At 58.8% G+C, this 11,906-nt stretch carries 9 protein-coding genes; all 9 read left to right on the top strand.

Annotated features, from left to right (window positions below; translation table 11 throughout):
* Positions 1-4: 4 nt before the first annotated feature.
* The gene (locus ACLBWT_RS14435) at positions 5-424 is read left to right on the top strand and encodes a YugN family protein (RefSeq protein ID WP_447663857.1); all 420 of its coding nucleotides are present in this window, start codon (positions 5-7) and stop codon (positions 422-424) included.
* Between the two features lie 234 nt (positions 425-658).
* Positions 659-2,251, top strand: a complete 1,593-nt coding sequence (locus ACLBWT_RS14430; RefSeq protein ID WP_447663856.1) for a S1C family serine protease — start codon at positions 659-661, stop codon at positions 2,249-2,251.
* 162 nt (positions 2,252-2,413) lie between these two features.
* Entirely contained in the window at positions 2,414-3,109 is a 696-nt protein-coding gene (locus ACLBWT_RS14425; RefSeq protein WP_447663855.1) for a response regulator transcription factor, read from the top strand.
* A 2-nt stretch (positions 3,110-3,111) separates the two neighbouring features.
* A complete protein-coding gene (locus ACLBWT_RS14420) occupies positions 3,112-4,590 on the top strand; it encodes a sensor histidine kinase (protein WP_447663854.1) in 1,479 nt (492 codons plus the stop codon).
* A 64-nt stretch (positions 4,591-4,654) separates the two neighbouring features.
* Positions 4,655-5,605, top strand: a complete 951-nt coding sequence (locus ACLBWT_RS14415; protein ID WP_447663853.1) for a 4-hydroxy-3-methylbut-2-enyl diphosphate reductase — start codon at positions 4,655-4,657, stop codon at positions 5,603-5,605.
* A 13-nt stretch (positions 5,606-5,618) separates the two neighbouring features.
* On the top strand, positions 5,619-6,149 hold the full coding sequence (locus ACLBWT_RS14410) for a DUF2062 domain-containing protein (protein ID WP_447663852.1): 531 nt from the start codon (positions 5,619-5,621) through the stop codon (positions 6,147-6,149).
* 256 nt (positions 6,150-6,405) lie between these two features.
* Positions 6,406-8,721, top strand: coding sequence for a glycosyltransferase family 39 protein (locus tag ACLBWT_RS14405; protein WP_447663851.1), 2,316 nt, complete (start codon positions 6,406-6,408; stop codon positions 8,719-8,721).
* Between the two features lie 227 nt (positions 8,722-8,948).
* A complete protein-coding gene (gene aroF, locus ACLBWT_RS14400; RefSeq protein ID WP_447663850.1) occupies positions 8,949-10,010 on the top strand; it encodes a 3-deoxy-7-phosphoheptulonate synthase in 1,062 nt (353 codons plus the stop codon).
* A gap of 334 nt (positions 10,011-10,344) precedes the next feature.
* A complete protein-coding gene (gene glnA / locus ACLBWT_RS14395) occupies positions 10,345-11,769 on the top strand; it encodes a type I glutamate--ammonia ligase (RefSeq protein ID WP_048748719.1) in 1,425 nt (474 codons plus the stop codon).
* Positions 11,770-11,906: the final 137 nt, after the last annotated feature.

Below are 11,906 nucleotides of genomic sequence, written 5' to 3'. Positions count from 1 at the left end.
ATCCATGATTGAGATCGCATCCCCATTGGAATCGACCGAGCATGACTTCGTACAGATCAAGCGCGTGCTGGATAAGCAGGGCTTCGTGCTGGGAGGCAATTGGGATTACGGCAACGGGTCCTTCGACTTGAATCTGGACGAAGAGAACAAGGTATGGCTGCGCTTGCCGTTCGACGTGCTGCGCGGCAACGTGGACGACCAGACCGAGGACAACGACGCCTCTATCAAGCTGACCACTCCGTATGTGCTTCGCCATCTGTACCGGGAAGGCAGCGATCCGGAAGCGAAGATGCGCACGGTAGGCGCGCTGTTCGACCAGTTCCAGGCGCCGGTCGACCCGGATGCCGACGTCGCTCCGGAATGGGTGGAGAAAGCCAAGCAAGTGCTTGACGACACCGAGGCGCAGCTCAACGTTCCCCGCTGAATCTATCTTTTGGGCAAGGCCTTTGACCCGTTCAGGCGGAATCAAAGGTTTTTTATTTTGTCTTATGCCCTTTTTCAGTTTCTTTTAAGGTAGATTGTGCAAGATAGACACATAACCATTCCACGCTGGTTCCACGGACGGCAAGGCTGCGGGCAAGCCATTCCGCAGGCAGTCCGGCGCCTCCCGCGGGGAGGATGAGGGAGCTCATTTCATAGAATCGAGGAGGAATTTTCGATGGAAGACAATCGCAATGGCAACGGCCGCTTCGACGGATTCTGGGACGAAGAGAGCAAGAAGAACGAGGAACGCGCAAAACAGGATTCGCCGGACAACTCCGGCGGCGAGCGCCAGGAAGGCTCCTCTTACTACTATTCCTACGGCCCCTTCCGCCAAGGACAGCCCGACCGGCAGGAGCCGCGCCGGGAAGGGCAGCCTTCCGGGACCTACGGCGCTTCCGAGGAGCGCCCGCAGGAGGGCCAATCGCGAGAGGTCGTCGTGACGCCTCCCCGCCAGCTGCGCCCGTTCGTACCGGCTTCCAATGCAGGCAAGGGCGAGTGGCAGAGCGGCGGCGGAAGCGGCGGCAAGCGGCGCGGAGGAGGCTTCCGCACCGCAGCGGTATCCTTCCTCGCCGGGGTGATCGCGGTCGGCGGCCTGATGTGGGCGTCGGATGAGAACGACTGGTTCACGAAGGGACAGGCGCTGACCTCTTCGGGCATCGTATCGGGCCAAGGAGACAACACTGCGACCGCCAGCAAGGTTTCTACGGCAGCCGACACGACCCGTCCGATGAACATCTCGCAGATATCGGAAAAAGCTTCGCCGGCAGTCGTGCTGATCACGACCTACAGCAACGCCACCAGCTCTTATGGCGGCGGCCTCGACAGCGACCCGTTCTTCCGCCAGTTCTTCGGCGACCAGTTCGGGGGCGGCGGCAGCCCCGGCCAGCAGGGCGGAGAGCTGCAGGAAACGGGACTCGGCTCCGGATTCTTCTTTGAGAAAGACGGCTATATCCTGACGAACCAGCATGTCATCGACGGCGCGCAGCAGATCAAGGTCAAGGTGCAGGGCACGACCAAGGAGCTGGAAGCCAAGCTGCTCGGAGCGCGCAAGGATCTCGACCTCGCCGTGCTCAAGGTAGAGCCGCAGGACGGCAAGGACTTCCCGACGCTGCCGCTCGGCGACTCCGAAGCCAGCAGCATCGGCGACTGGCTCGTCGCCATCGGCAACCCGAACGGCTTCGACCATTCCGTTACGGTCGGCGTGCTGAGCGCCCGCGAGCGTACGATCCAGGTCGCTTCGGAATCCGGCGGCACCGCGCGCAACTACCAGCATCTGCTGCAGACGGACGCCTCCATCAACCCCGGCAACTCCGGCGGTCCGCTGATCAACATGAACGGCGAAGTCATCGGCATCAATACCGCCATCAGCGCGGACTCGCAGGGCATCGGCTTCGCGATTCCGACGAGCACGATCAAGGAAGTCGTGGATCAGCTGAAGGCCGGCCAAAGCTCCGCTCCAAGCCCGTTCATCGGCGCGACGCTGGCTGACATCACGGACCAGATGAAGCAGGAGCTCGGCCTCAGCAGCACGGAAGGCTCCATCGTCCGGGAAACGACGTTCAATGCTCCGGCCTACAAGGCAGGCCTGCAGCAATATGACGTCATCACCGGAATGGATGGAACGAAGTACAAAACGAAGGAAGACCTGATCGCGGTCATCCAGAAGAAAAAAGTCGGCGACAAGGTGACGATGAACGTCATCCGCAACGGCAAGAAGATGGACATCACGATCGAGATCGGCGACAAGAGCAAGTACAACGTCGAATAACCGTGCGACGAATGTCCGGTTGTTCCGGAGCGCAGGCGTAGTGACGCCTGCGCTCCTCTTATGTCCGCCCCGCCGGGGAAGCGGGACGGACCGGCTGCGGATTTCAATTCGCCGCCGGCTGAGTTAGGATAGAATCAACGAGCAAGCGAGGGGAGCTGGGCCATGAGACCGCATATCGTGGTGGTAGACGATGATGAGAAGATTACATCCATGCTGCGCCGCAGCCTGGCGTTCGAGGGATACGAGGTCACGACGGCCGGCAACGGGCTGGAAGGGCTCAAGGCGCTGCTCGGAGCCGATCCGCAGCTGCTGATCCTGGACGTCATGATGCCGCAGGTGGACGGCTGGGAAGTATGCAGGCGCGTCAGGGAAGGCGGCAGCGCCGTGCCGATCCTGATGCTGACCGCCAAGGACGATATCCATGACCGCGTGAAGGGACTCGATCTCGGCGCGGACGATTATCTGGTGAAGCCGTTCGCGCTCGAGGAGCTGCTCGCACGGGTGCGCGCGCTGCTGCGCCGCAAGCCGGACAAGCTGGATGAGCCGGGCAACCGGCTGTCCTTCGAGAATCTCATTCTCGACCTGGATTCCCGCGAAGCGATGCGCGGCGGACGCCGCATCGAGCTGACCGCCAAGGAATTCGACCTGCTCCATCTGTTCATGCAGAATCCGAAGCGCGTCCTTACCCGCGACTCCATCATGGACAAGATCTGGGGCTACGATTATAGCGGGGAGTCGAACGTGCTGGAAGTGTATATCGCCATGCTGCGGCAGAAAACCGAGGATGCCGGCACAGACAGCCGCCTGATCCAGACGGTCCGGGGCACCGGTTACGTCCTCCGCGGAGGAGTGAGCTAGAAGTGTCCATCCGATTCAAGCTTACGCTTACCTACAGCGCGATTCTTGCCGTCATCCTCATCGTCATGGGGGGGACGGTTTATGCTTTTCAGAGCTATAAGGCTTATTCCGACGTGAAGAACAAGCTGGAAGCACAGGGAAAGGATTTAGGCAGTCAGATCAAAAAATACAGCACCTTCCTTCCTGGAGAACTGCAAGTGGATCCGTCCTCCCTCCTGCAGGGAGAATTCTATATCCAGATCGTCAACTACCGTACGGGAACCTACAATCTTTCGGCCAACATGGAGCGATATCATCTGGTATTTCCGTTCCAGAAGGACTCTTCGCAATTGAAGAAATCCGATTTCGTCAAAACGAAGGCGAACGGTTATCCGTTCTACGTGTACCAGGTTCCGATTGTGGACATGGCCAGCAACGGGAAGGTCGTCGGCCTGCTGCAGGTCGGCTCCAACATCATCGTTCAGGAAAATACGCTCCAGCAGCTGCGGACCATTCTGGTCTTCACTTCGCTGATTGGCCTGATCGTCGCATTCACCGTCGGGATGCTGATGGCCCGCCAGTCGCTGCGCCCGATCGAGATCGTCATTCAGGCCGCGGAGCAGATCGAGAATGGAGCTGACCTCAGCAGGAGGATCGCCTGGAAAGGCCCGAGCGACGAGCTCGGCCGTCTTACGGACACTTTGAACGGCATGATCGGGCGCATGGAGCTGGCATACAACGAGCTGGACGAAGCTTACGACGCGCAGCGCCGATTCGTCTCCGACGCCTCGCATGAGCTGCGCACGCCGCTGACGACGATCCGCGGCAATATCGATCTGCTCGAGAAAATCTGGAAGCCGGCTCTTGAAGACGGTACGAACCGCATTCCCGAGGTTTCCGAGCATGAAGCGATGCGCCAGGAAATGTCTCGCGAGGCGATGAAGGATATCGGGGACGAGGCGCGGCGGATGAGCCGGCTCGTCAACGATCTGCTTGCCCTGGCGCGGGCAGACGCAGGCTTCGTCATGGAGAAGAAGCCGGTGGAGCTGACTGAGGTCGTCGAGGATGTCGTGCGGCGCGCTTCCATGCTGCCGCGCACGGCAAGCTGGAAGCCGGGAGACCTGACTTCCCTCGAGGGAGTCGGCGTTATGGGCAACCCGGATTATTTGCGCCAGCTGCTCTTCATCTTCATCGAGAACGCGTTCAAGTACACGCCGGAGGGCAGCGTCATGCTGCGGGCCGTCGTCAGCGGCGCCCAGGCAGGCATCATTATCCAGGATACCGGCCTCGGCATGGAGCCCGAGCAGGTTCCCCATATCTTCGAGCGCTTCTACCGCGCCGACGAATCGCGCGGCATCACAAGCGGAACCGGGCTCGGACTGTCCATCGCGAAGTGGATCATCGACGAGCATGAAGGCTCGGTCGAGGTGCGGACGGTTCCGGGAGCGGGTACGACGTTTACGGTTTGGCTGCCTATCGCCTTTTCTGTGCATGTCGAATAGAGTATAATGAATACAGTGCGGCCGTACCGGATAGTTCAAGCCGGCCGGGAAAGCAGGTATTTCGATGGAAGTGGTCAAGATTTCGCCGCGCGGCTATTGCTACGGCGTCGTGGATGCCATGGTGCTGGCTCTTCAGACGGCTCGCAACCTGGATCTGCCGCGTCCCATATACATTCTGGGCATGATCGTGCACAACGGCCATGTGACGGAGGCATTCAAGGAAGAAGGCATCATTACGCTTGACGGGGAGAACCGCTTGGAAATTCTCGAGCAGGTGGAGAAGGGGACGGTCATCTTCACCGCGCACGGAGTGTCGCCGGCGGTGCGGCGCCGCGCCAAGGAAAAGGGGCTTACGGTCGTCGACGCGACCTGTCCGGACGTGACGAAGACGCATGATCTCATCTCTGAGAAGACCGCGGAAGGCTACCATATCATCTATATCGGCAAAAAAGGCCATCCGGAGCCGGAAGGCGCGGTCGGGGTTGCGCCCGATCTCGTGCATCTCATCGAGAGGGAAGCGGACATCGAGGTGCTCGATGTTCCCGGAGACCGGATTCTCATCACGAATCAGACGACGATGTCCCAGTGGGATATCCGGCATCTGATCTCGAAGCTGCTGGAGAAGTACCCTGCGGCTGAGATCCACAACGAGATCTGCCTCGCTACGCAGGTTCGCCAGGAGGCAGTCGCCGATCAGGCCGGGCAGGCCGAGCTGACGATCGTCGTCGGCGATCCGCGGAGCAACAACTCCAATCGTCTTGCCCAGGTATCGGAGGAGATATCCGGGGTGCCGGCTTATCGGATCGCCGACTTGTCGGAGCTCAAGCTGGAATGGCTGCAGGGCAAGCAGCGCGTATCGGTGACATCCGGAGCTTCCACGCCGACGCCGCTTACGCGCGAGGTCGTCGATTTTCTGGAACGATACGACGAGAAGGATGCTTCCACTTGGGAATTGAAGCGTACGGTCGACATGAAGAAGCTGCTTCCCAAGATCAAGACCAAGTCAGGCGCATAAAGAGGGTAGGAAGATGGCTGGCAATATAGCAAAATCCAGACCGAGGCCGATGTCTGCTCGGATCGGGCGCTGGATCCGGTACAAATTCATACAGCTGCTGAGGGCTCCTGGCGGTCCGTCCTTCGTGGCGATGGGCTTCTCGATCGGATTGTTCTGTGAAATGTTCACGCTCCCCACGTACGGGCTGGCTTTTTTCCTGATCTTCCCTCTGATCTATATGCTGCGCGGCAGCCTTGCGGGGGCTCTGATCGGATTCGTCATCGGGAAGGTCATCTATCTGCCGTTCGCTTATCTCCACAACAAGGTCGGCGGATGGGTGCTTCCGACACACCTTGTGTTCGACATTCCGTTTGTCGGGGCGGAGGTCAACCGGTTCCTGCTTCTCAACTTCAAGCTGATTGTAGGCGGCATCATCGACGGCATATGGCTGGGCGCCCTGTTGTTCTTCACCGTCCGTGCCCTGCTGCGGTATTATGCTGCGCGGCGCAAGGAGAAGCGCAAGCTGCGCCGGGTCCTCCCGCCGACTCGTACGGCATCGGAATGATTCATTACCCCATACGGTTGATCTTAAGCGTTTCTTCTATATAGAAGAAGCGCTTTTTTTCTATCCGCACAAAAACGGGTTTCCGGACATGGGGCTGCGGAGATCAGTCTTCCAAGAAGGAAAGGAAATCGAAAGCCCCTCCCGGCACCGCGGATTCCATACCGTTCTATTTCTACGATCTGGAAGGTCGTTCATTCAAGGTTCATTTTGGCCGCTTACAATGAGCTCATGACCCGATAGAGGAGTGGGGATAGAGATGGAAATCAGGGAGAGGGCAAGATCCGGCAGGCGGCTGGATCCGGTGCTGGCCGCCGCCATGCTGGCGTCCGCTTTTTTGAACCTGTATGGAATAGGGAAGGAAACCTACGCCAATACGTATTACACGACCGCAGTAGGCAGCATGCTGCAGAGCTGGCATAACTTCTTCTACGGCTCGCTGGACTCTGCCGGATCGGTGACGGTGGACAAACCCCCGCTTGCCTTCTGGATCCAGACGGCGTTCGCCTACGTGTTCGGCTTGCATGGCTGGAGCGTCATTCTGCCGCAAGCGTTGGCTGGAATCGGCTCGGTGCTGCTTGTCTACCTGCTGGTCAAGCCTTCCTTCGGGCTCGCCGCCGCTCGCATCGCTGCCTTCGGGATGGCGCTGGCCCCGGTCGGCGTCGCGGTGTCGAGAACGAACAATATCGATGCGATGCTTGTCTTCACGCTCTTGCTGGCGGCGTGGTTTCTGCTGCGAGGCGTACGAGGGCAGCGGACGGGCAGCCTGCTTGCTTCCTTCGCCCTGATCGGAGCGGCATTCAACATGAAGATGCTCCAGGCGTACATGGTCCTTCCGGCCTTTTATCTGCTCTATCTGCTGGCGGTACGCTTCCCTTGGAAGAAGAAGCTCGCTGTGCTGTCCGGAGCAACGGTTCTCATGCTGGCCATATCCGTATCCTGGGCGGCAATCGTAGACTCCGTGCCGGCCGACAAGCGGCCTTATATCGGCAGCAGCACGGGAAATTCGGTGCTGCAGCTCGCTTTCGGCTACAACGGAGTTTCCCGGCTGACGGGAGACCGCAGCCCAGGTGCCCGAGGCGGCGCCGGCGGCTTCCCCGGGACAATGGCTCCGGGCGGCGCTCTGCCTGGAGGCAGCCAAGGCCAGGGCGGAATGCTGCCGGGAAATGAAGGCGGCACCTGGCAGGACGGCCAAGCGCAAAACGGAACCGGCGGCACGGGGCAGGACGGACAACCTCAAATCAATGACAACAGCGCGGACGGACAAAACCAGCGGAACGGCTCCGACAGATCCGGACGCTTCGAGCGGGCAGGAGGAGCCGCAGGCGTTCCCGGAGGCTTCGGCGGCAATGGAGGCGGGGCTGGCGGGATGTTCGGCACCGGGGAGAAGGGGCCGCTCCGCTTGTTCCAGCAGGCTCTCTCCGGCCAAGCGAGCTGGCTGCTGCCTTTTGCCCTGATCGCGGCAGTCGCGCTGCTCTCCACATGGAGACGGAAATCCATGACGGAGAAGCATAAGGAAACGCTGTTCTGGCTGGCCTGGCTTATTCCCGTCGGCGGATTTTTCAGCATCGCCGGCTTTTTCCACCAATATTACCTCATCATGCTGGCTCCTCCGGCTGCGGCGTTGTTCGGGGCAGGCTGGAGCGAGATGTGGGCGAAATACCGCCAAGGAAAAGGCTGGCAGGTCTATCTCCTGCCGGCTGCCGTCGCGGCGACTTCGATGTTCCAATGGCACATCCTGCGTCCTTACGAGAGCACGATCGGCGTAGGCTGGTCGCTCGCGGTCGCGGGGCTCGGACTGCTCGCCGCGCTCATTCTCGCCGTCCTGAATTCGCGCGACAACAGCGCTGCGGTCCGGTGGACCGCCGTCGCGGCTGCTGCGGCGCTGCTGATCGGCCCTGCCTACTGGTCGGCGACCCCGATCGTGTACGGTCAGAACTCGATGATCCCCGCAGCCGGCCCCGACGGCCAAAACAGCATGGGAGGCGGAAGGGGCGTCTTCGCCGTCTCTGGCTCCAGGACCGGCGGACAATGGGATGCGGTGAACGGAGGACAAGGCGGCTTGCCGAATTCATCGGAACAAGGCGGACGGCCGAATTTCTCCGGGCAGTCAGGAATGCAAGGAGGCTTCCAGGGCATGCCGGGAGGAGCCGGCGACAGGGGAGGAAGCGAGAGCTTGAACGAAGGACTGCTCGCCTATTTGAAGCAAAACCAAACGACCGACTATTTGCTCGCCGTGTCCGATTACGGGACAGCCGCTCCTTATATCGTGGAGGCCAAGCAGAAGGTCGTCATCCTGCACGGCTTCCAGAACTCGGATCCGGTCTATGACTCTGCCAAGCTGGAGCAGCTGGTGAGGTCGGGCAAGGTGAAATATTTCCTCGTCGGAGGATCGGGCGGAGCAGGCGGCCGTGAAGGCGGCAGCGACCTCAATGCCTGGATCGAAGAGCATGGCAAGGCCATAGACGCGAGCGAGTACGGCGGTTCCCCGGCGGCAAGTCCGGAGGGAGAGACTTCCGGCAGCTCCGCATTCGGACGCAGCGGCGCCATTCTGTATGAAGTGACTCTGGATTAGGGAGGCATGGGGCATGATCCAGGTTCGATCAATCCGAATTTATAGCGGAACAGGCTGGCCAATGATTATCGGCCAGCCTGTTTTTGGCATCAATGAATCACGGGGGGCATATCATGTTGAAACGGATCTTGACGTAAGCAGAGCAACCTTGTATATTTACTTTATCAAATAAAAGCATAAAAGCTTAAAAGCGAACAAGCACGAAAGCGAAACGGAGCGTGTTTACTATGATCGTCATTACCCAATCATCCATCAACGAAGAGCGCATACAGGAAATCGTATCCCACATCGAGCGTTCAGGCGTGCAGGCCCATGTCTCCCGCGGCATCGACCGGACCGTCATCGGCATTATCGGCAAGGCGGAGCCGGCCCTTGCGGAGCATTTGCGCCAGATGAAGGGCGTAGAGGATGTCATCAAGATCTCCAAGTCCTACAAGCTGGCCAGCCGCGACTTCCATCCCGACGATACGATCATCGATATCAAGGGAGTCAAGATCGGCGGCAGCGATCTTGTCATCATGGGCGGCCCATGCGCCGTGGAGACTCCGGAGCAGATCGACGAGATCGCCCGCCTCGTCAAGGCAGCCGGCGGCCAGGTGCTTCGCGGCGGCGCCTTCAAGCCGCGCACGGGTCCGTACAGCTTCCAGGGCGTCGGCGTGGAAGGACTGGAGATGATGGCGGATGCGGGCCGGCGCCACGGCCTCCTCACGATTACGGAAGTGATGACTCCTGAATACGTCGATATCTGCGCGGAGCATGCCGATATTCTGCAAGTCGGCACCCGCAACATGCAGAACTTCGATCTCTTGCGCAAGCTCGGCACGATCCAGACGCCGGTCCTTCTCAAGCGCGGATTCAGCTCCACATACGATGAATTCCTCAATGCGGCGGAATACATCCTGGCAGGCGGCAATCCCAATGTGATGCTTTGCGAGCGGGGAATCCGCACGTTCGAGACGTACACCCGCAATACGCTCGATCTGTCGGCGATTCCGGTGCTGCAAGGCCTCAGCCATCTGCCGGTCATCTCGGACCCGAGCCACGGAACGGGACGCCGCGAGCTGGTGGAGCCGATGGCCAAAGCTTCCGTGGCTGCCGGCGCCAATGGGCTGATCATTGAAATGCATACGGATCCCGACAATTCCATGACGGGAGACGGCATCCAGTCGCTGTTCCCCGATCAATTCGCCCGCCTGCTCAAGGATTTGGAAAAGCTTGCGCCGATCGTCGGCAAGAATTTTGACACGAGCAAGGCAGAAGCGGATCAATTCGTTGTCTGGCAAAAGTAGAAACGGCTATCTGGAGGAGAGATAAAGAAAGCGCTTCCGCATAAATATGCGTAGAGCTGAATTTCAACATATGCAGCTAATATCGATATTGCTCGTAATACATCCGTAAACCCTTTTACGTCAAGGGACTTACGGATGTTTGCGTTGAGAGCGTCCGCAGAATGTGAATATTGTATAAATGTTGTGAGTATTGCTTACACTTGTTCCAAAAATACCTGACATACCTATTGACGCTTAAAAGCAACGGTTTTATAATTACTTCAAGGTTTAGAGCCAAAGTTGAACAATCTCGGTCTTAACTAATGCTAACGTTCGGAAATGGAGGAAATTTTAGATGTCAGTTCAAAGCGTATTGGACAAAATCAAAGAAAATAACATCCAGTTTGTCGATTTCCGGTTCGTGGATCTCTCCGGCCGCGCTCACCATATCACTCTTCCTGCGACGGAAGTTGACGGTGACACGTTCGTGAACGGCGTCGCATTTGACGGTTCCTCGATTCCTGGCTTCCGGGGCATCGAAGAATCTGACATGGTCATGATGCCGGATACCGGTTCGGTGTTCCTGGATCCATTCACGGATCACCCGACTTTGAACGTCATGTGCAATATCTTCACACCGGATGGCGAACGCTACGACCGCGACCCGCGGAGCATCGCCCAGAAGGCAGAGGAATTCCTCCAATCCTCCGGCGTCGGCACGACAGCATTTTTTGCCCCTGAGTCCGAGTTCTTCGTCTTTGACGACGTTCGTTACGAAAGCTCGATGAACTCTTCCTCCTACTTCGTCGATTCCGAAGAAGCGGCTTGGAACACGAACCGCAAGGAAGAGGGCGGCAACCTGGCGTTCAAAGTAGGCGTCAAAGGCGGCTACGTGCCGGTTGCCCCTGTCGACTCCCAGCAAGACCTTCGCAGCGAGATGGTCCGCCTGATGCAGGAAGCGGGACTCCGCGTCGAGCGCCATCACCATGAGGTGGCTACGGCCGGCCAAGCGGAGATCAACTTCCGCTTCGATACGCTGACCAAGACGGCAGACAATCTCCTGCTCTACAAATACATCGTGCACAACACAGCCCGCCAGTACGGCAAAGTGGCTACGTTCATGCCGAAACCGCTCTTCGGAGACAACGGCAGCGGCATGCACGTTCACCAATCGATCTTCAACGGCGATTCGCCGCTGTTCTACGAGAAAGGCGGCTACGGCAACCTGAGCGAAATGGCGCTGCATTACATCGGCGGCATTCTGCATCACGCTCCGGCGCTGATCGCGCTGACCAACCCGAGCACGAACTCCTTCAAACGCCTCGTTCCAGGCTATGAAGCACCGGTCAACCTGGTGTTCTCCAAGGGCAACCGTTCCGCTGCCGTACGTATCCCGGTTGCAGCTGTTACGCCTAAGGGCTGCCGCATCGAGTTCCGTACGCCGGACTCCACGGCGAACCCGTACCTGAGCTTCGCGGCGATGCTGCTTGCAGGGCTGGACGGCGTGAAGCGCAAAATCGATCCGACCGCTCTCGGATTCGGTCCTTACGACAAGAACATCTACGAGCTGTCCGATGAAGACAAAAAAGAAATCCGCAGCGTTCCAGGATCCCTGGAAGAAGCTCTGGATGCGCTGGAAGCCGATTCCGGGTTCCTTACCGAAAACGGCGTCTTCAGCCAGGACTTCATCGACAACTACGTTGCCTTCAAGCGTCAGGAAGCCAAAGCCGTCGCAATCCGCGTCCATCCGCATGAGTACGGCCTCTATTTCGACTGCTAATCCGGACTTATACCATTCAAGATCAGAAGCTCCCTTATCGGGAGCTTCTTTTTTGCTCAAAGACGAATGATCTTCAACGCTTCCTCAACCAGCGTTCGTGAAATTATCACTTGAACGAGAGAGGTAATCTTGTTAAG

It is taken from the genome of Paenibacillus sp. D51F (genome assembly GCF_053345695.1).
Note: the sequence above shows the minus strand (reverse complement) of the source record. Positions and strands in the feature narration are given on the sequence as shown.

Bases quoted from the DNA above. Each gene is read 5' to 3' on its own strand.
- ACLBWT_RS14435 (WP_447663857.1), top strand. From the start codon at position 5: ATGATTGAGATCGCATCCCCATTGGAATCGACCGAGCATGACTTCGTA.
- ACLBWT_RS14425 (WP_447663855.1), top strand. From the start codon at position 2,414: ATGAGACCGCATATCGTGGTGGTAGACGATGATGAGAAGATTACATCC.
- aroF (WP_447663850.1), top strand. From the start codon at position 8,949: ATGATCGTCATTACCCAATCATCCATCAACGAAGAGCGCATACAGGAA.
- glnA (WP_048748719.1), top strand. From the start codon at position 10,345: ATGTCAGTTCAAAGCGTATTGGACAAAATCAAAGAAAATAACATCCAG.
- ACLBWT_RS14415 (WP_447663853.1), top strand. From the start codon at position 4,655: ATGGAAGTGGTCAAGATTTCGCCGCGCGGCTATTGCTACGGCGTCGTG.
- ACLBWT_RS14405 (WP_447663851.1), top strand. From the start codon at position 6,406: ATGGAAATCAGGGAGAGGGCAAGATCCGGCAGGCGGCTGGATCCGGTG.
- ACLBWT_RS14430 (WP_447663856.1), top strand. From the start codon at position 659: ATGGAAGACAATCGCAATGGCAACGGCCGCTTCGACGGATTCTGGGAC.
- ACLBWT_RS14410 (WP_447663852.1), top strand. From the start codon at position 5,619: ATGGCTGGCAATATAGCAAAATCCAGACCGAGGCCGATGTCTGCTCGG.